The following is a 23,401-nucleotide window of genomic DNA, read 5'->3' as shown; positions in this document are numbered from 1 at the left end:
GTACGGTCGCAGAGGCCGACGAGCATCGCACATGTGTGCCTGGACTCACGCAGGTGTCCTGATCGGTGTGACAGGTGAAGGGTGCCGCCGATGAAGTCCGCGTGCCGGAAGACGGCCCTGTGGCGGGCGACATGGTCCGCCGTGACGGCGTTGGCCGCCGCGAATTGCTGGTTCCCCGGCGGGGCGCAGAGCGGCCGAGCGGCGCCGACCGCGTGACCGCGGACCGCGTCTGCTCCGCGGGGAGCCATGACGCCCGAGAGGGACCGAGCAGCCTGGAGGCGGTCGGAGTGCGATGACGCCGCGGCCCGCGGACACCTGGCGGCAAGTGCACGAGTGAACCCTTCTGCGCACTTGCTCCGTGTCCTGCATGACGGCTGTTGCACGGGCAGGGTCTTACGGATCGAGGACACATGTATGGACACGTACCAGCAGGCCCTGTCGGCCGGTGAACCGGGCGAACTGGTCATCATGGGCCCGGAGTTCAAGGCGGACGCCCATCGGCAGTACGCACGGCTGCGCGCGGAGGGCCCCATTCATCCGGCGCAGTTCTTCCCCGGCATCACGGGCTGGGTGGTCGTCGACTACGACCTGGCCCGCGAGGCGCTGACCCATCCGGCGCTGCTCAAGGACCCGCAGCCGGCCGTGGAGATGCTGGAGGCGGCGGGCTTCCTGGGGCACAAGCGCGGCACCGGGTTCGGCGGGCAGATGCTGGAGGCGGACCCGCCCGAGCACACCCGGCTGCGCCGTCTGGTGTCAGGCGCCTTCTCCCCGAAGCGGTCCGCCGAACTGGAGCCGCGCGTCACCCAGATCGCCAACGAACTCATCGACGCCATGCCGCCGTCCGGTGAACTCGACCTCGTGGAGGCCTTCACCGCGCCGCTGCCGGTCGCGGTGATCGCCGAACTGCTCGGCATCCCCGAGGCCCACCACCAGGACTTCCGCCGCTGGACGACCCTCGCCTTCCAGGTGAGCCACCCCGAGTACGCCGCGGCGGTGGCCAGCCTGCACACGTTCCTGCGCGAACTGGTCGAGGACAAGCGCCGCACCCCCGGCGACGACCTGATGTCCGCCCTCGTCGCCGCCCGGGACGAGGACGACGGCCGGCTCTCCCAGGAGGAACTCGCCGGCACCGCAGCCCTCCTCGTCATCGCCGGCCACGAGACCACCGTCAATCTCCTGGGCAACGCCGTGCTCGCGCTGCTCCGGCACCCCGACCAGCTGCGGCTGCTGCGGGACGACCCGGGGCTCCTGCCCAACGCGGTCGAGGAGTTCCTGCGCTACGACACCTCCGTCGAGCGCACCACGAACCGGTACGCCGCCGAGGACCTGGAGCTGGGCGGAGTGCGGATCCCCCGAGGCGGCATCGTCACCGTGGCCCTCGCCTCCGCCGGCCGCGACGCCCTCCTGCCCGACGGCGGCGACCCGGACACGCTCGACATCACCCGTCCCGCCGTCCGGCACCTCTCCTTCGGGCACGGCATCCACCACTGCCTGGGCGCCCCGCTGGCCCGCCTGGAGGCCCGCGTCGCCCTGCACACCCTGCTCACCCGCGTCCCGCACCTGGAACTGGCGGTCCCCGCCGATTCCCTCGCCTGGTTCCCGTCCGGCATGGTGCGCGGCGTGCTGTCCCTGCCGGTGCGCTACCGCACCGGGTGAGATGTGCTGGACTCCCACCCGATGGACCCGGCCGGCATCGAAGTCACGGCTGCGGACGGCGTGAACCTCCAAGCCTCAGAATCCCCGGAAGACTCCGTCCGCCTCGGCGGCGTCCACGAACTCCTCCCAGTCCATGTTGGCGAGCGAGACGTTGTTCTCGACGGACCACAACTTCGAGGCCACCACCCTGAGTTCGTCGAAGCTCTGCTCCGGCCCCTCTCGTCCTCGTCCTCCGCGTCCGTCCTCATGACGGCCGGCAGCGGTATCTCCGCCTCCGTCAAGGCCCTGCCGTCCGCCACAATCAGCAGGTCGTCCTCGGCGGGCGCGAGTGCGACGAGCCGCTCGGCGGTCAGGTCGCGGTAGGCGGGGTCGTCCATGATGCGCAGCGCCGCGAGGAAGCCGTCCTCCTCGTCAGGAGTGGTGACAACGGTACGAAGGCTCTGCCAGGCCGCCTCGTCGGAGAAGTCGATGCGGATCAGCAAGGTGTGTCCGGTGTGCGGAAGGTCTCTCATGCCTGGGCATGTCAGCCAGCCGTACAGGTCACACATATCAATGCGTCACCGTCTTGACTGGTGACGAGACTGGGTGCAAGCTGAAAGCAGTCCCGTCGACCGACAGGACTCGTCCACGATCCACGAAGTGGGGGCTGGTCATGAACCAGGAAGCCACGATGGACACCGCCGCGGCGGCACGGTGTGTGCGCTTCGGCGAGCTGCCCGAGCGCATCCGCTACGAGGACATGACCGACGTGGTGGAGTCCGGGCCGAACGGCGGGGCGAAAACCTCTCCCGAGGACACGGGCGCGTGGCGCACCTTCTCGTGCCTGGCCCTCGACCTGGGGCTGTAGCACTCAGGTGCAGGTCCGTACCGCAACCGTCGCTGAGCACCCACCGTCGACAGGACAGATCATGAACACCTACGAATACCCCCTCTTCCCGGGCCGTCTGGGCAAAGAGCAGGAGGCCATCGAGGAGCTGCTCCATCGGGTCAACTGCAACGACCGGCGGGAGCCGGACCGGGAGGCCGAGGAGTACACCAGGAGGACCCGCTGGCTGGCGGCCGTCACGTTTCTCAGCGCAGTTCTGTGACCGCCGTGTCCGCGGTGAGGGAGAGGGCGAGCAGGGCGGTCGCCGTGAAGTCGTCCGCCGGTTCGACCGTCTGCCAGGCGGCCACGTCGTCGACGTAGCCGGCACCGTGCCCGTCGAAGTCGGACCACCGGTGTCCGGACGGCTCGGCGGAGCACGGACGCATGCTGTCGAACCTCTCCAGGTCGCCCAACAGCTCCGCCTTGTTGGGGCCGTTGACCACGGCACCCCGCAGGATGTCCCCCCGCCCGGTGCGGCTCATGGCGAGGTTCGCCACCTGGTGCTCCGGGCAGTGCGGGTACGTCTCACCCGCGCCGATGACGAAGCTGGTGCCCCAGGGGTTGGCACCGAAGACCCAGCCGCGCTGCCGGGAGGCGAAGGCGTCGAAGCGGTGGTCACGCGTGACGCGCGCGTAGAGCCCGGACGTGGCCACCAGCCCGAAAGTGCGCGGTACGGCGTCGAACTCGGTGAGGACGACACCCGCGCCGAACGGGTCCCGGGCGGCCTGCCGCGTGCCCTCCGCCAACTGCCGCCTGAGATCCGCTTCGAGCGCGTTCCTCGTGTCCCCGTCCAGTCCGGGCGAGGACAGCAGATCCGCGTGGGCGAGGGCGCTGACATCCGACACGTCCAGGGTGCCGCGCTCGCCGGACTGGAGATACGCCTTCGCCCAGCCGACCGCCTCCCGCTGCCACCGCACGCTTCGGCCGTCCCCCAACTTGCGGGCGGCGCGGGCGAGTTCCACGGCCGCCCACTCCATGTCGTCCCGCCACGAGTCCTCCCGGTAGTAGCTCGCCGGGACGGTGGTGAACAGGCGCCCGTGCGGGTCGGTGTCGGCGCGCGCGTACACCTCCGCCGCCTTGTCGAGCCACCGCCGCGCCGCCTCCGGGTCTTCTTCGGCCCGTACCTGCGCGGCCAGCGCGAAGGCGGCGGCCACCCGGCCCGCCAGGTTGGGACTGACGGGGTCGCCAGGGGTGTTGGCGCGGAACACGGGGCGGTGCTTCACCAAGTAGTCGGGGTCGCCCGGCCGTACGGAAAGAGCATCGTCCTCCTCCGGCAGGCGCCACATGTCGTGGTCGCCGCGCAGCCGCGCGTTGCCGCTGCCGAGGCCCACCTGGGCGTACAGGACGCCGTCCGGGCCGTCCCACATCCTGTCCAGCCAGTCCAGCCCGTGGTCCGCCTCCGCCGGAAGCCCGGGCACCGGAGATGTGTCGCGCACGGCGGTCAGCAGCTGCCCGACGACGTACGACGTGGTGTGCGTGAACTTGAGGAAGTCACCGGCGTCGAACCAGCCCCCGGACACGTCGACGGGCCCCGCCACCTCGGTCAGCGCGGTGGCGGCCGTCCGCTCGCCGCCGGCCGTGTAGCGCGGGGGCGCGTAGACGACGGCCCGCTCGTCGGTCAGGTGGGAGGCGACGCGGCCGGTCTGCTCCGGCAGTACGTCGCCGCCGTCCCGCTGGGTGCGGAAGAAGCGCACGCTGTCCGCGCGCAGCGCGTCCGTCAGCTGCCCCGCCGAGGCGACCCGGAAGCGCGGTGACCGGCCCTCCGCCGAGCCCGTCAGCCGCAGCCGGTAGGTGCCGGTCCGGCGGAGCGCCGACAGATCGACGGTGCGGACGGTGTCGTAGGCGGCGTTCCAGGAACCGGTCGAGGGGCCCAGCCTGCCGCGCAGGACGGTGCGGCCGCGCTCGTCGACCACCGTGAAGCCGGCGTCGGCCAGGTCGTCGCCGTTTCCCATGACGTAGGCGTACTTCTTCTCACCGGTCACATATCCGGCCTGGTTGACACGTATCTCCGCGGGCTCGGCGGCGTCGTCCGCCGAGCAGGAGACGAGGCCGCCCGCCGCCACGAACGAGGCGACCGTGACCGTGACTGCCGGAACGAACCGGGACAAGGGTTTCATGGCACACAGTGTGTCCTACGAGGCATGTTGGGGCCGGCATCCGACAGTCGTCCGACCGAGAAGCCGAAGGTGTCCCGGCGCCGATGACGCAGTCATTCGACGGATGTGTGCGCAATGTCCGTTCCCGGAGCCTGATCAGGCGCTCATCAAACGCGGCGAGCCGTGATCCAGGCGCGCCCCTGCCCCGCCGGATGCGCTCACGACCGATGAAAGGCAACCGCATGCCCGCCTTCGCCGACCACGTCATCGCCTCGCTCAAGGCCTCCGGGGCGCGCCGTCTGTACGGCCTGCCCGGTGACTCGCTCAACGGCCTGACGGATGCGATACGCCGGGACGGCGTCGACCGGGTGCATGTGCGGCACGAGGAGAGCGCCGCGTTCGCGGCGGCGGCCGAGGCCGGGCTGACCGGCGAGCTCAGTGTGTGCGTCGGCAGCTGCGGTCCGGGCAACCTGCACCTGATCAACGGGCTCTTCGACGCTCAGCGCAGCCGTGTGCCGGTCCTCGCCATCGCCGCCCGGATCCCCGGCAGTGAGATCGGCTCCGGCTACTTCCAGGAGCCCCGCCCGCAGGAGCTGTTCGCCGAGTGCAGCGTCTACGCGGAGGTGGTCACCAGCCCCGAGTCCGGGCCGCGCATCCTGGAGATGGCGATGCGGGCAGCCGTCGAACGCAGGGAGTGGCGGTCGTGGTCGTACCTGGCGAGCCCTGCAGGTCCAGATAGAGCCACCCGTCAGGGAAGCGGTGCGCCCACCGCACGGTCAGCGTCGTGTTGCCACTCCGGACATGCCGTCGAACGCGATGAGAGCCGTGGTGCGCGGCTCCGTTGTGCTGTCCTCCGGCAAGGCGTCCAGCTGCGCCAGTTCCTCCGCGCGCCCGGTGAAGACCGGGAGCATGGGCACAGGTTGGGAGGGACTCGTCCAGGAGCACGACAGCGCGAGCCCCTGACGCAGCACCGCCACCGCCCGCTGCGGATCTCTCTGTGCCGCCAGGTTCCTGGCGCGGGACACACAGACGCGGAACTCGTCCAGGTTCAGGCGGACGGCCGACAGGGCGCAACCGCGGCGAGGGGAGGCCGGTCCCCGGCACCGGCCCTCGACATGTGCACACGTATTCAGGTTGGCCGACTTACGCCCTTGTGTGTCTACTGAGACACATGGTTGCTTTGTGTTGGAAGAACTTTCTGCCTGCCTGGTCGGCTTTGATGCCTACCGATCGAAAGGACCTGTGATGATCGATCGCCGCTCTCTTCTCCGTACCAGCGGGGCCGCGGCGGCCGGCGCGCTCGGCGTAGCCGCTCTGTCGTCGACCGCCGCAGCTGCGGACTCCGATCCGACTGCAGGCGTCACACGCACCCTGCTTCAGGAACACCCCTCGCCCGCCGAGGGCTGGGAGGCCGTGCAGACGCTCGTGCAGATTCCCCGGCACAAGGAGTCGGGCCGTCACAGCCATCCCGGTGTCGAGGTCGGATACATCGTCCGCGGCGACGTCCTGATGGAGTTCGACGACCGGCCGCCGCTCCGGCTGCGCACGGGTGACCCGTTCTTCATCCCGAACGGTGTCATCCACAACGCTCGCAACGTCGGCACGGTGACCACGATGATGCTCTCCACATACGTGGTCGACGAGACGAAGCCCCTGGTGACCAACTACTAGGACTCCTCCTTTCCTCCAGCGACGAGCCGGGCCCGACCCACGCGCTGCCTCAGTCCAGGACCTTCAGGGCCGTGGACACGGCCGACTCCAGGAACGACCGGTCCGCGCGTGCGTTGCCCATGACATGCAGGCCCTGAATGAACGTGGTCAGGAAGCGGGCCAGTTCCACCGGGCTCTGTGCGGTGCCCAGGTCGCCCCGCACCCGAGCGCGTTCCAACGCCCCGGTCAGCACGGACTCCACGGCGGCCATGGTCGACCTCACCTGTTCGACCGTGCTGCCGTGGGCGGCGCGCTCTGTCGTCGCGTTGACCAGCAGACAGCCGCGTTCAGGGTCCGACACGTCGGCCAGGGCCAGCGCGAGCAGCACACTGCGCAGCGTCGTGCGAATGTCGAGGGCGAAATCCATCTGCCCCTCGAGATCCGCGACCAGCCCGTCGCAGTAGCGTTTCAGGGCCTGTGCATACAGGCCCTCCTTGGACCCGAACGCCGCGTACAGGCTGCCACTGCCGATTCCTAGCCGGGCTGTCAGATGCGGCAGTGGCGTGGCGCTGTACCCCTGCTTCCAGAACAGCTCCATGGCCCTTTCCAGTGCCAGGTCGGTGTCGAACGCACGAGGACGTGCCATACGTGGGCCCCTTTCTCGGAGTCTTCAGCGCGTGCAGGTCAGGGCACGGCTCCCACCTTGGCGGGGCATCCGTCCGGAGGCATGAGTCGACTGACTGCCGACTGCAGTGGTCGGAGAGAGCAACATCTCCTGGCCGAAGGGTGCGAAGCATGTGCGCACCTTGGCCGTATGGTGTCTGTTGGTCGGGGCAGGCCAGTGCCAAATGCTTATGCTCGGGGGCATGCCTGGCGGATGTTCTCCGGCTAGCCTCGACGGCATCGACGGCAACGGTCCGAGGACAAACATGCAGCTGCACTTGAACTACCCCCTGGAGCCCGACAGCGCGCCTCTCCACGCAGCTGCCATCGTCGAGGCCGCGGCCGACATCAGTGACGCCGAGCTGGACTACAGCCCCGGGAGCATCGGCCTGGTGGAGGACATAGTCGACGGCTTCCGGACCGACGGTGCCACCGGCCAGGAGATGGCCGACTCCCTCGTCGCCTTCGGCTGTTACGTCGGCGAAATACTGACGCGTCACGCAGGCGCGGTCTGGCGCCTCACGCCGGACCCTCAGCACACCGTCCCCCTGGTCATGGAACTCCCCGACACACGCGAGTGCCACCCGATCGACTGGGTTTTCCGCCGCCTCAAGCACGGAGCGGACGTCAGCATCCGCGGTCTTTATGCCGAGGTCGCCCCGGACAGCGGTCCCGCTGCAGGGAGTACGCACGGCTGAGGCCCGTCGGTGAGCCCGGCCGGCCTCGCAGCCACCCGGCGGAGACGAAGTCGGGTGTTAAAATGTCCGTTATCTTTTTCAGCGTCGGGCGGAGTGCAACCCACTGTCGTGTACCGGCGCTTGGGTGAGACACATCCTGGCCGGGGCAATCCCCCGTGCCGCTCGGATCGGTCCTTCGCGAACGCACCTCGTCTCGTGGACACACCCGCTGCTGGTCGGAGGGGCCTCGGGGAGGGCACAAGGTGAGCGCACATGTGTGGTCGGACGGCATGTCCCTGGTCGGCCGCGAGCACGAACAGAAGCTGGTGGCCACGCTGCTGGCCGGCCTGTCCGGCGGCGGGCGCGTCCTTCACCTGAGCGGGGCCGAGGGTATCGGCAAGACGGCCGTCCTACGGTTCGCGGAATCGGAAGCGGCGCGGCGGGGCATGCCCGTGCTGTCCACTGCCTGGGCTCCGGCCGAGCGAGGAGTGCGGCATGCCGCGCTGCACGCCTTGCTCCACCCTCGTCTGGTCCGGCTCACCGATTTGCCGGCCGCGGAACGCGCGATGCTGGAAGAGGCGTTCACGGGCGCCGTCGAGTCGGCACCCGAAGACCTGGCCGCGGCCGCGCTGCGCCTGCTATCGGTGACACCTGGGCCGGTCCTCGTGTGCGTGGACGACCTCGACCGGCTCGATGCCGCGAGCCGGGACACCGTACGCGAGATGGCCCGGCTCTGCGGCGAGACACAGGTGGGCATGGTCATAGCCGAGCGGGGGGCACCCGAGGAACGGCGCGTGATGGACGCGCTCGCCGTCACGCTGAAGCCGCTCTCCGACCAGGACGCCCGCGCGCTCGTCGAACGTTCCGGGCACGCCACGGCCCACGCCGAAAGGGAACTCGTCCTCACTGTGGCGCGAGGAAACCCGCTCGCGCTCACCGAGCTGTCGCTGAACGGCAGCGCTCTCCTGGACGCCGCCGGCCTCGGCATGCTGCCGGCGACACCGCGTCTGGCCGAGGCGTATGCGGAGAACCTGGAGGGCCTGTCGGCACACGCGCGCGGTGTACTGCTCACCGCGGCGTTGAGCATGTCGCCGGTGGCACAGGACGTTCTCGGCGCGAGCACGCGGGTGCTGGGGAGCGAAGTCGCGGCGCGGGCCGGTCTGGACGAGGTCGTGGAGCGCGGGCTGGTGAACGAGAGCGACCACCGCCTGCACTTTCCTCAGCCGTTGCTTCGTGTGGCGGTCCTCCACCTCGAGAGCGCGGCCCGGCGCATGACCGCTCACGCGGCGTTGGGGCAGAGCATCACGGACCGCGGCCACGCGGCCTGGCACGCGGCTCAGTGCGCGGCCGGTGCCCAGGAGGAGCTCGCCGAGCGTTTGGAGGCACTGGCGGCCGGCCCCCGTCCGGGCACGGCGATCCTCATGTCCCTGGCCGCACTGGAGTGTGCGGCCCGTCTCTCCGCGGCCCCGGAGCGCCGTGCGAGCCGGTTGGCGTACGCCGCGGAACTGGCGTGCCAGCACGGTCTGGAAGCGCAGGCTCATCGGTACGCCCGTGAGATCGCCGTCGCCGAGCTCGGAGACTACGGTCGTGCCGTGCAGCTCTGGCTGCACGATCTGATGCCCGGCAACTCCGCGGTCGGCCGGGACCGGATCCCCGAACTCTGCGCGATGGCGCGCGCCGTCGCCACCGGGCATCCCGTCCTCGCGCAGAAACTGCTGTACGCCGCGGCGGGCCGATGCTGGTGGCAACAGGCCGGGGCCGCGGAACGCCGCCTTGTCGTCCAGGCGGTCGAGGACCTGCGGCCCCCGCCATGGAACGCACGTGATCTCGTCGTCATGGCCCTGATGGAGCCGTTGTCGGCGAGCCGCCTCCCGCTGCACGGCACCACGGACCGATCCGATATCGACGACCGGATCCTGCTCGGCCAGGCGGCACACCTCACGGGCGACCTCAGCCGGGCGGCGCTGCTGCTCCAGGAGGCGGAGGCGGCCGTCCGCGTCGACGGACGGCACCGACAGCTGCCGCACATCCTGGTGGCGAGGGCAGTGGGGGAGATCTGGCTGGGCAGCCAGTGGCGCACCGCGGAGGCGATGGCCGAGGAAGGCCGGGTGACCGCCACCAGAACGGGACAGCCCAACTGGGCCGCGCGAGCCACCGGAGTCCAGGGTGTCATCGAGGCGCTGCGCGGCCATCACGACAGAGCGCTGGAGTGCGCCGCGGCGGTCGAGGACGCGTCACTGCACCTCGGCCACGGCAAACAGCTGAGTCTGGCCTCCCTCACACGCGCGCTGGCAGCGTCCGGTACGGGGCGATACGCCGAGGCCTACGCCCATCTGCGTTCGATGTTCACCGAGCTGACGACGCCGTACTCCTTCGAGCAGTTCTGGGCACTGGCCTTCCTCGTGGAAGCGGCCTTGCCCGCGAGGAAGTCGACCGACGCCGAGGCCGTCGTCGAGCGCGTCGAGAGCCAGACACAGACCGGGCGGTCGCCGCTGCTCCGGCGGGTTCTGGCCTATGCCAGAGCGGCCCTCGCCCCGGACGAGGAGGCCGAGGCGCGCTACGGCGAGGCACTTGGGGACGCGGCCGAGGAGTGTCCCCTGCTGTACGCGATGACCCAGTTCAGCTACGGTGCGTGGCTCAGGCGCGGGCGCCGCGTCGTCGAGTCGCGGGAGCCGCTCGCCACGGCCGAGCGCGTCTTCAGGACTCTCGGCGCCAGTACCCGCGCGGATTTGGCGGCCTTGGAGCTGAGGGCGACCGGCAGGGCGGGCGAGGAGCTCGTCGAGGACGAGCTCTCCCGAGTGCTGTCGCCGCAGCAACTCACCATCGCCCGCCTCGCCGCCCGCGGTCTGACCAACCCGGCCATCGGGGAACAACTCCGCCTGTCCCCCCGTACGGTGGCCTCGCACCTCTACCAGATCTTCCCGAAGCTGGACGTCACCTCACGCGCGCAACTGGCCGAGAAGCTGAAAGATTACTGAGCCGAACTTCCGTTACAGCAGCGGGAGCCGGCGATCGCCCGTACGCTGCAGCAGCGCGATGAGATCGCACTCGCCCTCACCGAACTGTCCTGGCTCTTCACCTCACTCGGCGATCACCACCAGGTCATTGCGTTGTGCGAGGAAGCGCTCCCCACTCTGCAAGAGATCGGGGACCGTTTTAACGAGGGGGTGGTTTGGGCGAATACCGGCCTCGCCCAGCAGGGCTTGGGCGAACTCGATGCCGCTGTCGCCAGCTACCGGAAGGCGCTGTGGCTCAACCAGGGAATCCACTCCGACCACGGTCAGGCCGAGGTGCTGGACTTCCTCGCATCCGCCCAGCTGGAACAGGGTGAACCTGAACAGGCGCGCGCGAGCTGGACCCGGGCAGCCGAGCTCTTCGGTGCCCTGCGCGTCGCACGCGCCGCGGAGATGCGCGTCAAGGCGGAGTCCGTCAGGTGACAGGAACCTGAGCCTCCCTCAGGACCTCGGACAGCTGTGCCCGTGCCGTCACCCCGAGCCGGGGAAAGATCCGATAGAGGTAGGAGCCGATGGTCCGGGGCGAGAGACCGAGGACTTCACCGATCTGACGGTTCGAAAGTCCACGGCCGGCCAGTTGGGCGATCCGTAGTTCTTGCGGGCTGAGAAGATCACGGGGCTGGGTCGGCCCGGGTGCGCCTGGGGTGTTCACCTCAGCTCTCCCGCCCGACGCCCGGAGTTCTGCGGTGATCCGCGCGACACGCGCCTCGGCGCCCATCGTGGTGAAGGCGGCCGCCGCCTGACGCAGGGTTACACGGGAGTCGGTGAACTCGTGCCGGCGCCGGAGCAGGCGCCCGTGGGCCAGGCGCAGGGACGCCTCCAGGAAGGGCCGGTGTGACAGGTCGGCGGCGAAGGCGTGTTCGAACAGGGATTCTGCGTCCTGGTCGTCCGCCAGGACGGCACGGGCCACCGCGAGCCCGACCGAGACGAGAGGCGCGCACTCCGCGCCCAGCTCGTGTTCGAGTCGGCGCAGCGTCCTTCGTGCCTGGTCGCCCGCGTTAACGGCGTTGGCGGCCTCGGCGAAGGGAACCAGAACGAACAGGGCCGCGGCGCAACGGGCGGGATCGGCGAGAAGAGACGAGAGCGCCGCGAATCCGGCGGCGAAGTCCCCGTTCTCCACCTGAGCCCATGCGGTGCCGACCGCGAGAATCTCGTCGATCGAGCGCACCGAACGGCGCGCGGTTTCCCGATCGCGCGCGTGGACCGCGGACCCCGTACCGGTGCGCAGACCGCGTACGAGATCCCCCAGGAGCGCCGCGGCGGTCGCGTGGTGACCCCGGCCGTGTTCCGCCGCGAGTTCACCGCACCGCAGGAAGGACAGTTCGGCCTGCGCCCACGTACCCGCGAGCAGCTGCGCCAGTCCCTGCCGGAGCACGACCCGTGGCACTTGGTCGGCCTGTTCACGGAACCGGTAGCGGTACTCCGTCCGCCGGTACAGGTCCAACGCTCGCAGGGGGTCACCGGCCAGCAAGGCCGCTTCCCCCAGGCGTTCGATGTCGCGGGTGGACGCGTGTGCGAGCCTCGGCAGATCGGACACACGGGTGATGACGGTCGCGGCTCGGCGGACGGGAGCCGCAGCGGCCATGGCGTGCAGCAGCCGCGGGTCGACCGCCTTGTCCGACAACCCGTCGAGAAAGGCCAGCAGCGCGTCCGCGCATTCCGGGTCGCCCGCAACCGTGGGTGCCGTCAGCCGGGCCAGCTCGAGCGCGTTCTCCTGCTCGTCGGCGCCGACCGGCGTGGGCCAGGTGGCGGGGTCCGTCGGCCACTGCCGGTCGCTCTCGTCTCCCAGGTGCGTGAGCGCCTCCGCGCAGAGCGTGCCCAAGGGGCCCAGCGGGTGGCGCAGCGCGCGGCGCGCCATCGTCCGCGCCATGTGCCCCCGACCGAGGTCGTGGGCGAGCTGGGCGGCCAGGAGCGCGCAGCGTCCCCGGTCCGCGGGCGCGCCGTACAGTTCGGAGGCGCGCCGCAGCAGATGTACGGCCATCATCGGTTCGCTCCGGTCCAGCCCGTGCCGGTGCACGTCCTCGAGACGGCTGGCCAGCTCTGTGTCGGGCTCCACCGCGGCCTGCGAGAGGTGCCACAGCCTCCCCACCGAGTCCTGCGTCAGCACGGCCGCCAAAGCCGCGTGCGCGGTGCGGCGGCGATGCGGCCCGACGCCGTGGATCACGGCTCCCGCCGTGGCCGGGTGGCTGAAGCGCAGACGCCTGCCGTCGAACGCCACGAGTCCCGCGTCCTCTGCCGGTTCCAGTACTGCGAAGCCCAACTCGGCGCCCGCGATCCTCGACGCGGCAGACAGCAGCAGGGGGAGGTCGCCGGTCGGGTGCAGCGCCGCCAGGAGAAGCAGATGACGCGTCCCCGAGGGAAGCCGTGCGGCTCCGGGCGCCATGACGGAGGCCAGCCGGTCGGACGAGACGGGTCCGTACAGCAGTCGGTCCTCGGACGTGGGGAGTTCGAGGAGCGCGAGAGGGTTGCCGACCGCGGTCGCCAGCAGCTCACGTATGGACTCCGGGTCGTTGCCCGGACGCCTCACCGCCAGCAGAGCGGCGGACTGGGCGGGGGTCAGCGGCGCGAGCTTCAGTTCCGGAAGGCCGGCCAAGGACTGTAGTCGTGTGCGGTGCGGACGCGAGGTCACCAGCAGGGCCAGCGCATGGCCCCGGGTCCTTCGCGCGACGAAGGAGAGCACTTCCCTGCTGGCTTCGTCCAGCGCGTCCCAGTCGTCGATGGCGATCAGCAGGGGCTGCCTGGCGCTGACCGATTCCAGGACGCCGAGAACGGCGAAGGACAACCGGGTCCGGTCACCGCGGGCACCGTCGACCAGCAGCTGCTCCAGGACCTGGCACTGCCCGGCGTCCAGTGACCGGCGCAGACCGCCCAGAATCGACCAGACGATCTGGAGCAGACCGGAGAGCTCCGGGGGATTGCCGGTCCGGATGCCGGCGCACCTCAGCACATGCATGTCGGCGGCCGTAGCCGTCTCGACGCAGGCTTCGAGCAGCTCCGACTTCCCCGAGCCCGCCTCTCCGCACATCACCCGAGCCGCTCCGTGCGCCAGGGCCTCGCGCAGGAAGTCCCGCAGTTCCCGCAGCTCAGTCTCGCGTCCGACGAGTCCAGCGGTTCCGGACGGCCCCGAAAGGAGGGAGGCGGCGGGCGACGGCGTATCGCGACCCTCTTCCCGGACAGCGAGAGAAAGGACCTCGGTATGAGCGTTCATGGGTGACTCCCGGTTCCGGGACATCGAACGGTCCCACCGGATTCAAGGGAGCGCTCTGTTGTCGGCCTCCATCCCAACGGACAGGTGTCCGCAGCGCCAGGCAGTTCACATGCAGTTTGGGCTGTACGGGAGGAATCCGCTGGTGGCAGGCGCGGAGCCGTGTCTTCTTGGTATGTCTGCGCCGTATCGGGATTGATCGATCCACAACTGTTAGGTTTGCGGTTTGGTGGTGTGGTGTCGGGCGAGTGGGTCGGGGGCTTGTGGTGGGTGTGGATCGTCGGGTGTTCGGTGGGTTGTTGCGTGAGGCACGGCAGCGGTCGTTGTTGACGTTGGAGGAGCTTGCGGCGGCGTCGGGGGTGAGTGTGCGGGCGATCAGCGATATGGAGCGGGGGAAGAGTCTGCCGCGGCAGGCGACGCTGGGTGAGTTGATGGATGCGCTGGAGCTGGATGAGGAGGGGCGGCGGCGTCTGGTGCAGGCGTCGGTGCGGCGTGCGGGGCGGGTGCCGCAGCAGTTGCCGCCGGATCTGGCGGTGTTTCGTGGGCGTCAGGAGGCGTTGGCGGCGGTCGGCGATGTGATGGAGCGGGTTTCGGGGCGGGGTGGGCATGTGGTGATCTCGGCGATCGGGGGGATGGCCGGGGTGGGTAAGACGACGTTGGCGGTGCATTGGGCGCATCGGGTGGTGGAGCGGTTTCCGGATGGGCAGCTGTATGTGAATCTGCGGGGGTTTGAGGATTCGGGGCGGCCGTTGGATCCGGGGGAGGCGCTCGGGGGGTTCTTGCGGGCGCTGGGGGTGGCGAGTACCGAGTTGCCCTCGGGGGTGGGGGAGCGGTCGGTGTTGTTCCGGGAGTTGACGGCGTCTCGGCGGCTGGTGGTGGTGCTGGACAACGCGCGGGATGCGGAGCAGGTCCGCCCGCTGCTGCCGGCCGCGGCGGGGTGTCTGACGATCGTGACGTCGCGCAGTCAGCTGGCGGCTCTGGCTGCGACCGAGGGCGCGTCGTTGTTCAGTCTGGATGTGTGGACGAAGGAGGAGGCGGTTGCCGCGTTGGCGGCCCGGATCGGTGAGGAGCGGTGCCGGGTGGAGCCGGAGGCCGCGGCCGAGCTGGTCGAGTTGTGCGGGTGTCTGCCGTTGGCCATCGCCGTCGTCGGCGCCCAACTGAGCGCCGAGCCCCAGGTACCGATGCGCCTGGCCGTGCGCGAGCTGCGGGAGGCAGAGCCGAGGCTGGACGCCCTGGCGGCCGACGACCGGCGCGTGGACGTGCGGGCCGTGTTCTCCTGGTCGTACCGTGCGCTCACCCCCGAGACGGCCCGGTTCTTCCGGTACCTGACGGCCCACCCCGGGCCGGCGGTGTCCGCCCAGGCCGCCGCCTCCCTCGCCGGAGTGGAGATGCCCACGGCCCGGCGACACCTGCGCGAACTGACCTCCGCCAGCCTGCTGTCCCGTGACTCCGAAGGCCGGTACGTCCTGCACGACCTGGTCCGCGCCTACGGCACCGAACTCCTCGGGCAGGAGAACGACGACCGCCTTGGCGCCGAGATCCGCCTGCTGGACTACCTGCGCCACAACGCCCAGCTGGCCAACCGGTTCGTCTCGCGCTTCCCTCCCGAGCCGTTCGACGCACCGGTACAGGGGGTGACACCTGTGGTGGTCGACAGCCGCGAGGAGGCACTCGACTGGTTCCGCCAGGAGGAGCCGACCGCAGCCGCCGCCCTGCGCGCCCTGGAGGATCCACGGCTGCTGCGCCACCGCATCGACCTCACCCTCGCATGGGCCGCTTACAACACGGTCGCGGGACGCTGGGCCGAGGAGATCACCGCCTCGCGTATCGGCCTCGACGCAGGCCTCACGCTCGATGATCCCGTCGCCATCACGCGGACCAGCACGAACCTGGCGAACGCACTGGTGGAGACCGGCCGTCTCGATGAAGCCGACGAGGCCGTCGACCACATGCTCGGCCATCTGCACCGGCTGCCCCCGTACGAGGAGCTCCTCGCCGAGCGGTACGCCAGCCGCGTACGCAGCTATCAGGGGCGCCACGCCGAGGGCATGGAGCACGGGCGCAGGAGCCTGGCGATCGCCCGGAAGCTCGCCCGGCCGTACGAGATCGCACGCTCCATCGCCATCGTGGGCTGGTTCCATGCCGTGCTAGGCGACCACCAGGAAGCGATCGCCTGGTGTGAGGAGGCGCTCCCCCTGCTGAGAAAGACCGGGAACCGTCACGACGAGGCAGGCGTACAGGGCAACATCGGCTACATCAGACAGCGCCTGGGCGATGTCGAGTCCGCGATCGCGGACTACCAGAAGTCACTACGGCTCTATGAGGAGCTTCTCGACGAGTACAAGCAGGCGGAGTTGCTCAATGACCTCGCATCCGCCCAGCTGGAACTGGGAGAAGTCGAACTGGCGCGGGCGAACTGGAACCGGGCCGCCGAACTCTTCGGCGCCCTGCGCGTCGCCCGCGCCGCGGAGATGCGCGCCAAGGCGGAGTCTCTGCCACAGCCGAAAGCCCGCCTCGCCGATTGACTGACCGGCGCCGGCCGACCTTCACATGCGATGAAGCGAGGACGCGAGTGGCATTTCCGGCATGGCATCACATGTGAAGCACACCACGCCGTGCAAGGCCCCCCCCGCAACCCTCCTCCGCGCCGTCCCGACCGGTGTCCCACCGCTCCTAGAATGAACCGCACTGGTGCGGTGAAGGGAAACAGCGATATGGCACACGTTCTGACACCCAAGGGACGGGCCACGCGCACTCGAATCGTGGTCGGGGCTGCCGAAGTCCTACGGGAGACAGGCCTCACAGCAACACTGGACGACATCCGGGAACGGACCCACGCGAGCAAGAGCCAGCTGTTCCACTACTTTCCCGGGGGCAGGGAGGAGCTCCTGCTCGCGGTCGCCCACTATGAGGCGGACCGGGTCCTGGACGATCAGCAGCCGTACCTGGGCCAACTGGATACCTGGGAGGCCTGGTACCAGTGGCGGGACACGGTCGTCGAACGGTATGCGGAGCAGGGCGATACGTGTTCCCTCGGAGCACTGCTCAAACAGGTCGGCTTCGCCTCACAAGGCACCCAGGCGGTTGTCAGTGAATTGATGCGGACGTGGCAGAACCACATCGCCGACGGAATGCGGGCGCTCCAGAACAGCGGCCGACTGCCGGACGCGTTCGATGTGGACACAGCCGCCGCCGCGTTGCTGGCCGGATTGCAGGGGGGAGTGGCGCTCCTGCTCTCCACCGGGCAGATCACGCACTTGGAAGCGGCCTTGGACTGGGCAATTGCCCAGCTACGGGCCGCTGATCAGACAGCGGTATGAGTGGACCGCCGCCCGGGCCTTGCTCTTGCGGGCTGCCAGGGCCTCGCTGAGGAGTCCGCCGAACAGCATGGGTCCTCCTTCGCAGCCGGCCCGCCGCGGACCGCTCCGCGAGCGCACTGAGTGCGCCATGGAGATCCACCACGTCATCCCCGACTCGGATGCCTGGGCGGTCATGGGTTGGAGGCACCTGTACTCGGACACGCTCGGGTGGCAGGTGAGGCCAAGCCACATGCCGTCGGCCGAATACCATCCGAGGAATTCGACCGGCCTTGATCCGGCGTCGGCACCGCGCCGCTCTTCTCGGTGTGCCTCGCGGTCGCCCCTGTCGAAGGCCAGTGACGAGAAGTCAGGATCACACCTTTCGAAGGGGACGATCATGGCTGTACTCAAGGGTCCTGTTCAGCTGGTTCACGGGTTCTTTCACGGCGCCTGGTGCTGGAGCGAGGTGTCGCTCGATCTCGCCGCGCGGGTGTGGCGTCGGTGGCCGTCGACATGCCGGGCCACGGTCTGAAGGCCAGACGGCTGGCCGCGAGCACCAGACGTCCTCATGTCCCGTCGGACTTCTCGTCCGAGAAGTCCCCGGTCGCGGACGTCGACCTCGACAGGGCGGCCACGGTGCTCGCCGAACAGGCCCGGCGGGCCGTGGCGAACCAGTCACCGCGGTCGCTCACAGCATGGGCGGCGCTGCGCTGACCCTGGCTGCCGAACGCCACCCCGAGCTCTTCGGGCGTCTGGTCTACGTGACCGCATACATGCCCGCCTCCGACACCCCTTGCATCACCTGTCCATCACTGCCGGCTCCTCGGCTGCGAGTCACCGACCGCCATGGCCACACAGCCCGTCACACTCACCGCGCAGCGCTGGGGACCGGTCCCGCGTACCTGCGTGCTGTGCACCCAGGACAACACCATTCCTGTGGCCCTCCAGCGCCTGTTCATCACCCAGGCCGACAGCGCCTTCCCGCACAACAGGACCCACGTGGTCCCGCTGGAGTCCGCACACTCACCGTTCCTGTCGATGCCCGACCGGTTGGCCGACGTCATCGCCGGGCTCGTCTGAACCAATCCGGATACGGTCGCCGAAAGCACTGTTCCTGTCGATGCCGCGCCCGCCGCGTTCGCTGGAGGCTTCGGTTCAGCCGTCGCACATTCCGCATGGATGACGGCTTGGGGCCCACTACTCACATGTATCTCGGCTGAGTGATTGCGGAGTGGCCCAGGTATTGCCCGCCGGTCGTGGCGCAGTTGGTCATCCGTCCAAACCCGCCATCGAACTGTCTGGACACCTTTCCGAGGAACAGCGTTCACTTTCTTCGCCGCGACGACGTTGCCACCTCCACCTCCGTTGCTCTGTTGTCGTCGCACTCCTTGGCCCCGCACGCGTAGCACCACTCGAAGGTGCTTGACACACCTTCCGGCTCACTCCCTCAGGAGGAACGTGTGAGTTCCACGCTTCGAAGAAAGACACTCGCATCGGGTGCGGCGGCTCTCGCTGTCGCCCTCGCCACCGTCTGTTCCGGCACACCGGCGCAGGCCACAGGCAGCCCGGGGACCCCCACCCCCTTGTCCGGGCACCTCCCGGCCGGCCGTTACATCGTCACCCTGAAGGACGCGCCCGTCGCGCTCTACGAAGGTGGCGTGGCCGGCCTGGCCGCCACCGCGCCGGAGCCGGGCGGAAAAGCCGAACCCAACAGCGGCGACGCGCACCGCTACCGGGACTACCTCAAGGACCGGCAGAACAAGGTCGCCGCCTCGGCCGGGGCCGGGATACGCAACCGCTACACGACGGTGACCAACGGTTTCACGGCGAGCCTGACGGCTGTTCAGGTCGCGAGACTGAGCCGGCAGCCGGGTGTGCTCAAGGTCAGCCCGGACGGGTGGAACAAGGTGACGGACGACTCCAGGTCGACCGACTTCCTGGGCCTGTCAGGACGGCACGGCCTGTGGTCGAAGCTCGGAGGCACCGCGAAGTCCGGAAAGGGTGTGGTGGTCGGCGTCATCGACACCGGCATCTGGCCCGAGAGCGCGTCGTTCGCCGGGCCCGCCCTGGGCACCGCGCTCCCCACGTCCAAGGACCCCTACCGCCCGTTCCTCAAGGGCGACGAGATCAAGATGAAGAAGGCCGACGGAGGCACCTTCAGCGGCCACTGCCAGACCGGTGAGGAGTTCACCGGAGCCGCCTGCAACACCAAGCTCGTCGGCGCGCGGTACTTCGGCGACGGCTGGCTGGCCGCGACGCCTCCGGAAAAGCGCAACGACTACGTGTCGCCGCGGGACGGCGGGGGCCACGGCACTCACACCGCGTCCACCGCGGCGGGCGACGCGAACGTCCATGTGACCGTGGACGGGCATGACTTCGGGAAGATCTCCGGAGTGGCGCCGGGCGCCGTCGTATCGGCGTACAAGGCGCTGTGGACGGGCAAGGACGAACAGGACTCCGGCGGCTACGACTCCGACATCGTCGCGGCGATCGACCAGGCGGTGGCCGACGGCGTGGACGTCATCAACTTCTCGGCGGGCGGCCTGGTGGAGTCGCAGCTCGATGCGCCCATCCAGCAGGCCTTCCGGGCCGCGGCCCAGGCGGGGGTCTTCGTCTCCGCGGCCGCGGGCAACCAGGGGCCCGACGCTCGGACCCTGGACAACACGGCGCCCTGGACCACCACGGTCGCGGCGAGCACGCTGGCGCTCTCCGAGGCCACCGTGAAGCTGGGCGACGGCCGGACGTTCGTCGGTGGCAGCACCACCGTGAGCGCGGTGCTCGGACCGAAGCCGCTGGTCCGGGCCGGTGACGTGAAGACCCCCGAGGCCGGGGACGAGGCGGCACGGCTGTGCCGGGACGGCTCTCTCGACCCGGCGAAGACGGCCGGGAAAGTGGTGGTGTGCGACCGCGGAGTCACCACCCGGGTCAGCAAGTCCGCCGAGGTGGCACGGGCGGGCGGCGTCGGCATGGTCCTGGTCAACACCACCGCCCTGGACACCGACGCGGACATCCACACCGTGCCCACCGTACATCTGAACGTCCCGGGAGCCATGACGGTCCGCGACTACGCGGCCACGCCGGGCGCCACCGTGACGCTCCAGCCAGGCGGTTCCTCTGGGGCGCCGTACCCGCAGATCGCGCCCTTCTCCTCCCGCGGCCCCTCGACCGTGAACCAGGGCGCGCTGATCAAGCCGGACATCGCCGCCCCCGGCGTAGGCGTGCTCGCCGCTGTCGCGCCGCCCAGCAACCTCGGTCACGACTTCGACTTCCTGTCGGGCACGTCGATGGCCGCCCCCCAGATATCCGGTCTCGCGGCCCTCTACTTCGGCGTCCACCCCACGTGGTCCCCGATGGCGGTGAAGTCCGCCATGATGACGACCGCCGTGGACACCAAGACCGCGTCCGGCGGTGCGAACACCGACCCGTACGAGCAGGGATCCGGTGAGGTCGATCCGGCCGCCATGCTCAACCCCGGCCTGGTGTACGACGCGTCGAACACCGACTGGCTCGGATACGAGGAAGGCCTCGGCATCGACACCGGGACCGGTACCGACCCCATGGATCCCAGCAACCTCAACTACCCGTCCATCTCCGTGGGCAAGTTGCTCGGTTCACGCACCATCACCCGTACGCTGACCGCGGTTCGCCCGGGCGTGTACCGGGCCTCGGTGAAGCTGCCCGGCTTCCGTGCCGAGGTCACGCCCGCCACGCTGCGCTTCACCCGCGCCGGCCAGACCGCGAAGGTGAGCATCAAGCTGACGCGCACCACCGCGGTCTCCGGCACGCCGGCCACGGGGTTCCTGACCTGGACCGGGAGCGGACAGGTCACGGTCCGCAGCCCGATCGCGGTGACCCCGTACGCGCTGCTGGCTCCCGATCGGGTCGTCGGCGCCGGGAGCGAGGGCGGCGTCTCTTACTCCCTGACGCCGGGAACCGAGAAGGTGACACTCACCGGCTACGCCCCGGTCGCGGGCCGGCCGGTGCAGGGGGAGGTCTCCGCCTCGGCGGACGGTGAGCAGGACTTCGCGTTCACGGTGCCCGAGGGCGGCAAGGCGGGTGAGTTCTTCGTCAGGACGGACAACCCAGACGCGAAGGTGGCCCTGCTGATCTGGACGGCACCGACAGACGGGCGGCCCGGGCAGATGATGGGCGACCTGAGCGCGTACGCGCACCAGGGGCGCGTCAGCCTGTCGTCCCTGCCCCCTGGCAAGTACCTCGCGTCCGTCTTCGCCTTCGACTACCTGGAGGGCACTTCCTCCACGAAGTTCACCCTCCAGTCGAACCTGGTGGGGATGGACACCCCCACGACCGGTACCTTCACCGTGTCCCCGACGCGCCCCGCCACCGAACCGGGCGTGCCGTTCACCGCCACCGGCAAGTGGTCCGGTGTGAACACGACCGCTCCGGCCACCGCGTACATCGGATACCCGGACGGCACGGGCACACTGGTCAGCATCGGCGGCTGACCGGACGGCTCCGGTGGGCCGCTCAACGGCCCGCCGGAGCTCAGGCCGTGGGCCACTTCTGGTCGACACCGCCGGAGCAGGACCACAGTTGGAGCCGGGTGCCGTTCGCCGTTCCGTTGTCGCGTACATCCGCGCCGCACTTGTCCGCAGACCGCTGACCGGATCGTGGTTGGAGTTCAGCACGAACCGCTGTGCGGAACCGCTATTGCAGTCCGCCAGTTCGAGGTCCTTCCCGTCGGAGGCCGAAGAGCTCGCGAGCTGAACGCACATGCCCAGTGCGCGCATGGTTCCGTGGGTGAACATCCCGAGTGTGACGCGTGGCTGAACACGTTCACCCCCGGCGCCGCTTCTGGAGCAGTCGTCTTGGCCCCGCTCGTGCCCTTCGTCGGGGCAGTGCCGTGCCTGCCGGGAAGCGCGGAGGCCTTGCCCGACGCGCCGCTCGTCGGTGAGCACGAACTCCTCCCAGTCCATTCCCCGGGCCGACTGGGCAAGGAGAAGGAGGCCCTCGTGTTCTCCGCCGGGTCAACTGCGACGACCGGGTCATGTACGTCGGTTCGCTCGCCCTGATACGTCTCAGGGCCTCCGGTGCGTCGGACGGGCGTTCTGATCACCTCGACCGACGGACACACCTGACTGCATATACGTGTGTGAGGGCATGTGGAGAAACATACATTGCGCAGGCCCGCATGCAACTCAACATGTATCTTGGTGACACCTTGCCCGCGCAGGCTGCTACGGAGTGGGTGAATGTCGAAAAGCGCCGACAAACCGGCAAAAGACTTCTCCGATGGCCTCGGAGCGCACTACGACATCGTCACGCGCACTCAGCGGTATGACAAATGGGTCACTCTGTATACGGACATCTTCGGACGCCATGGTGCTCCGGGAGAAAAGCTCCTGGACCTGGGATGCGGGAACCGGAAAGTCCACCTCGAACTGCGACGACGCGGTTTCCAGGTGACAGGAGTGGATCTGTCCGAGGAGATGCTTGCCGTAGCTCGAAAGAAGGACGGGGCTGACACTGTCACCTTTCTTCAGGCTGATGTACGCAGCCTTCCTGAAATCGGCCCCACCACATTGCTACGACAATGAGCGAGCCGCTCACACATCTGGCGGATGTACATGAACTTGCCGCAGCGTTCGAGGGGGTGGCCCGCACACTGGTTCCGGGCGGCCTCTTCGTCTTCGACCTCCCCACGGCCGGGTTCAATGATCGTTTGGCTACTTGGAGCATCATCGATGAAGCCGAGGACGCGGTCGTGCTCTGGCGTGGTGCGCCTTCCGGCGACCAGCTGGTCACAGTGACCCGCAGGGGGACATCGCTGCGACGCAGCACGTTGTCCCAGGCGTTCAACCACGCGAAGGAAAGGTCGCGCGAAAAGGGAGTTGGCGTCCCCGCCACGGCCACCTTCCGTGATCTGCGTGACTTTATGGACGCCGTACTGATTGCGGCAGGCGTTCCGCCCCGGAGCGTCCAGACACGGATGAGGCATGGCGCGCTCGGCGAGACGTTGGACACCTACGCCTTCGCCCTTGAGGTGGACTGGGAGAACGCACCTGCGTCCTTCGAGGAGTCGTTCGGCATCCCAGCGCCGCCTGGACTCCCCGAGGCCGCGCTGATCCCCCGCTCGCAGCGGGTGGAGCGTCGAGCTGACGCCGTGGGGTGGCCGACGGTCCACCCCACGGCGTACACGTCCATCACGCTCAGCCGTCACGGCTCAGAAAGGAGGGAAGAAGTGATGAACTCCAGGCTCACCTCATGCGCGGCTGCCACGCGGCGGCTGACCGAGCGAAATGTGCAACGGATGTG

The 23,401-nt window shown here is 69.4% G+C and carries 18 protein-coding genes and 2 pseudogenes; 14 read left to right on the top strand and 6 right to left on the bottom strand.

The window, feature by feature from the left end; translation table 11 throughout:
* Positions 1-414 precede the first annotated feature (414 nt).
* Positions 415-1,656 (top strand): cytochrome P450, encoded by a 1,242-nt coding sequence (locus ACFV7R_RS39235; protein WP_385273060.1) that lies wholly within the window; start codon positions 415-417, stop codon positions 1,654-1,656.
* A 75-nt stretch (positions 1,657-1,731) separates the two neighbouring features.
* Here the strand turns inward: ACFV7R_RS39235 and ACFV7R_RS39230 are convergent, their stop codons facing one another.
* Together ACFV7R_RS39230 and ACFV7R_RS39225 are read right to left on the bottom strand one after the other, a co-directional pair.
* Positions 1,732-1,842, bottom strand: coding sequence for a DUF6924 domain-containing protein (locus tag ACFV7R_RS39230; RefSeq protein ID WP_385273057.1), 111 nt, complete (start codon positions 1,840-1,842; stop codon positions 1,732-1,734).
* 38 nt (positions 1,843-1,880) lie between these two features.
* Positions 1,881-2,168 (bottom strand): annotated as a pseudogene (locus ACFV7R_RS39225) (DUF6924 domain-containing protein); the annotation flags it as partial.
* A 140-nt stretch (positions 2,169-2,308) separates the two neighbouring features.
* Here ACFV7R_RS39225 and ACFV7R_RS39220 point away from each other — a divergent pair.
* Together ACFV7R_RS39220 and ACFV7R_RS39215 are read left to right on the top strand one after the other, a co-directional pair.
* Entirely contained in the window at positions 2,309-2,503 is a 195-nt protein-coding gene (locus ACFV7R_RS39220) for a hypothetical protein (RefSeq protein ID WP_385273054.1), read from the top strand.
* Between the two features lie 61 nt (positions 2,504-2,564).
* Positions 2,565-2,744: a hypothetical protein gene (locus ACFV7R_RS39215; RefSeq protein WP_385273051.1), complete on the top strand. Its 180-nt coding sequence runs from the start codon at positions 2,565-2,567 to the stop codon at positions 2,742-2,744.
* On the opposite strand, the gene ACFV7R_RS39210 is transcribed toward ACFV7R_RS39215, so the two are convergent.
* Positions 2,728-4,638: a glycoside hydrolase family 9 protein gene (locus ACFV7R_RS39210; RefSeq protein ID WP_385273048.1), complete on the bottom strand. Its 1,911-nt coding sequence runs from the start codon at positions 4,636-4,638 to the stop codon at positions 2,728-2,730. The genes ACFV7R_RS39215 and ACFV7R_RS39210 overlap by 17 nt on opposite strands.
* 221 nt (positions 4,639-4,859) lie before the next feature.
* Here ACFV7R_RS39210 and ACFV7R_RS39205 point away from each other — a divergent pair.
* Positions 4,860-5,338, top strand: a pseudogene (locus ACFV7R_RS39205) (thiamine pyrophosphate-binding protein); the annotation flags it as partial.
* 55 nt (positions 5,339-5,393) lie between these two features.
* Here the strand turns inward: ACFV7R_RS39205 and ACFV7R_RS39200 are convergent.
* On the bottom strand, positions 5,394-5,528 hold the full coding sequence (locus ACFV7R_RS39200; RefSeq protein WP_385273045.1) for a hypothetical protein: 135 nt from the start codon (positions 5,526-5,528) through the stop codon (positions 5,394-5,396).
* A 334-nt stretch (positions 5,529-5,862) separates the two neighbouring features.
* On the opposite strand from ACFV7R_RS39200, the gene ACFV7R_RS39195 reads away from it, so the two are divergent.
* A complete protein-coding gene (locus ACFV7R_RS39195) occupies positions 5,863-6,288 on the top strand; it encodes a cupin domain-containing protein (RefSeq protein WP_385273042.1) in 426 nt (141 codons plus the stop codon).
* A 49-nt stretch (positions 6,289-6,337) separates the two neighbouring features.
* Here ACFV7R_RS39195 and ACFV7R_RS39190 read toward each other — a convergent pair whose 3' ends face one another.
* A complete protein-coding gene (locus tag ACFV7R_RS39190; RefSeq protein ID WP_385273039.1) occupies positions 6,338-6,913 on the bottom strand; it encodes a TetR/AcrR family transcriptional regulator in 576 nt (191 codons plus the stop codon).
* Positions 6,914-7,196: 283 nt separating this feature from the next.
* On the opposite strand from ACFV7R_RS39190, the gene ACFV7R_RS39185 reads away from it, so the two are divergent.
* From ACFV7R_RS39185 to ACFV7R_RS39175, 3 genes are all read left to right on the top strand, one after another.
* Positions 7,197-7,628 carry a DUF3806 domain-containing protein gene (locus ACFV7R_RS39185; RefSeq protein ID WP_385273036.1) on the top strand — a complete coding sequence of 144 codons (432 nt, stop codon included), beginning with the start codon at positions 7,197-7,199 and terminating at the stop codon, positions 7,626-7,628.
* Positions 7,629-7,870: 242 nt separating this feature from the next.
* Positions 7,871-10,585 carry an AAA family ATPase gene (locus ACFV7R_RS39180; RefSeq protein ID WP_385273033.1) on the top strand — a complete coding sequence of 905 codons (2,715 nt, stop codon included), beginning with the start codon at positions 7,871-7,873 and terminating at the stop codon, positions 10,583-10,585.
* A 189-nt stretch (positions 10,586-10,774) separates the two neighbouring features.
* Complete coding sequence (locus ACFV7R_RS39175; protein WP_385273030.1) at positions 10,775-11,044, top strand: hypothetical protein; 270 nt, start codon at positions 10,775-10,777, stop codon at positions 11,042-11,044.
* Here ACFV7R_RS39175 and ACFV7R_RS39170 read toward each other — a convergent pair.
* Positions 11,037-13,829, bottom strand: a complete 2,793-nt coding sequence (locus ACFV7R_RS39170; RefSeq protein WP_385273027.1) for an AAA family ATPase — start codon at positions 13,827-13,829, stop codon at positions 11,037-11,039. The genes ACFV7R_RS39175 and ACFV7R_RS39170 overlap by 8 nt on opposite strands.
* A 296-nt stretch (positions 13,830-14,125) precedes the next feature.
* Here ACFV7R_RS39170 and ACFV7R_RS39165 point away from each other — a divergent pair, with 296 nt between their 5' ends.
* From ACFV7R_RS39165 to ACFV7R_RS39140, 6 genes are all read left to right on the top strand, one after another.
* Positions 14,126-16,351: an ATP-binding protein gene (locus ACFV7R_RS39165; RefSeq protein ID WP_385273024.1), complete on the top strand. Its 2,226-nt coding sequence runs from the start codon at positions 14,126-14,128 to the stop codon at positions 16,349-16,351.
* Between the two features lie 189 nt (positions 16,352-16,540).
* A complete protein-coding gene (locus ACFV7R_RS39160) occupies positions 16,541-17,146 on the top strand; it encodes a TetR/AcrR family transcriptional regulator (RefSeq protein ID WP_385273102.1) in 606 nt (201 codons plus the stop codon).
* A gap of 480 nt (positions 17,147-17,626) precedes the next feature.
* Positions 17,627-17,839, top strand: coding sequence for a hypothetical protein (locus ACFV7R_RS39155; protein ID WP_385273021.1), 213 nt, complete (start codon positions 17,627-17,629; stop codon positions 17,837-17,839).
* Between the two features lie 132 nt (positions 17,840-17,971).
* Positions 17,972-18,205: an alpha/beta fold hydrolase gene (locus ACFV7R_RS39150; protein WP_385273018.1), complete on the top strand. Its 234-nt coding sequence runs from the start codon at positions 17,972-17,974 to the stop codon at positions 18,203-18,205.
* Between the two features lie 380 nt (positions 18,206-18,585).
* Positions 18,586-21,591, top strand: coding sequence for a S8 family serine peptidase (locus ACFV7R_RS39145; RefSeq protein ID WP_385273015.1), 3,006 nt, complete (start codon positions 18,586-18,588; stop codon positions 21,589-21,591).
* Between the two features lie 747 nt (positions 21,592-22,338).
* The gene (locus tag ACFV7R_RS39140; protein ID WP_385273012.1) at positions 22,339-22,683 is read left to right on the top strand and encodes a class I SAM-dependent methyltransferase; all 345 of its coding nucleotides are present in this window, start codon (positions 22,339-22,341) and stop codon (positions 22,681-22,683) included.
* Positions 22,684-23,401 lie beyond the last annotated feature (718 nt).

This window comes from Streptomyces sp. NPDC059866 (assembly GCF_042731325.1).
Classification (GTDB): Bacteria; Actinomycetota; Actinomycetes; order Streptomycetales; family Streptomycetaceae; genus Streptomyces; species Streptomyces flavusporus.
This window is presented reverse-complemented; position numbering and strand designations above follow the sequence as displayed.

Excerpts from the sequence above, each read along its gene's own strand:
- ACFV7R_RS39150 (WP_385273018.1), top strand. The coding sequence starts at position 17,972 with ATGGCCACACAGCCCGTCACACTCACCGCGCAGCGCTGGGGACCGGTC.
- ACFV7R_RS39220 (WP_385273054.1), top strand. The coding sequence starts at position 2,309 with ATGAACCAGGAAGCCACGATGGACACCGCCGCGGCGGCACGGTGTGTG.
- ACFV7R_RS39170 (WP_385273027.1), bottom strand. The coding sequence starts at position 13,829 with ATGAACGCTCATACCGAGGTCCTTTCTCTCGCTGTCCGGGAAGAGGGT.
- ACFV7R_RS39140 (WP_385273012.1), top strand. The coding sequence starts at position 22,339 with ATGTCGAAAAGCGCCGACAAACCGGCAAAAGACTTCTCCGATGGCCTC.
- ACFV7R_RS39210 (WP_385273048.1), bottom strand. The coding sequence starts at position 4,638 with ATGAAACCCTTGTCCCGGTTCGTTCCGGCAGTCACGGTCACGGTCGCC.
- ACFV7R_RS39215 (WP_385273051.1), top strand. The coding sequence starts at position 2,565 with ATGAACACCTACGAATACCCCCTCTTCCCGGGCCGTCTGGGCAAAGAG.
- ACFV7R_RS39200 (WP_385273045.1), bottom strand. The coding sequence starts at position 5,528 with ATGCTCCCGGTCTTCACCGGGCGCGCGGAGGAACTGGCGCAGCTGGAC.
- ACFV7R_RS39235 (WP_385273060.1), top strand. The coding sequence starts at position 415 with ATGGACACGTACCAGCAGGCCCTGTCGGCCGGTGAACCGGGCGAACTG.
- ACFV7R_RS39160 (WP_385273102.1), top strand. The coding sequence starts at position 16,541 with ATGGCACACGTTCTGACACCCAAGGGACGGGCCACGCGCACTCGAATC.
- ACFV7R_RS39185 (WP_385273036.1), top strand. The coding sequence starts at position 7,197 with ATGCAGCTGCACTTGAACTACCCCCTGGAGCCCGACAGCGCGCCTCTC.
- ACFV7R_RS39195 (WP_385273042.1), top strand. The coding sequence starts at position 5,863 with ATGATCGATCGCCGCTCTCTTCTCCGTACCAGCGGGGCCGCGGCGGCC.
- ACFV7R_RS39190 (WP_385273039.1), bottom strand. The coding sequence starts at position 6,913 with ATGGCACGTCCTCGTGCGTTCGACACCGACCTGGCACTGGAAAGGGCC.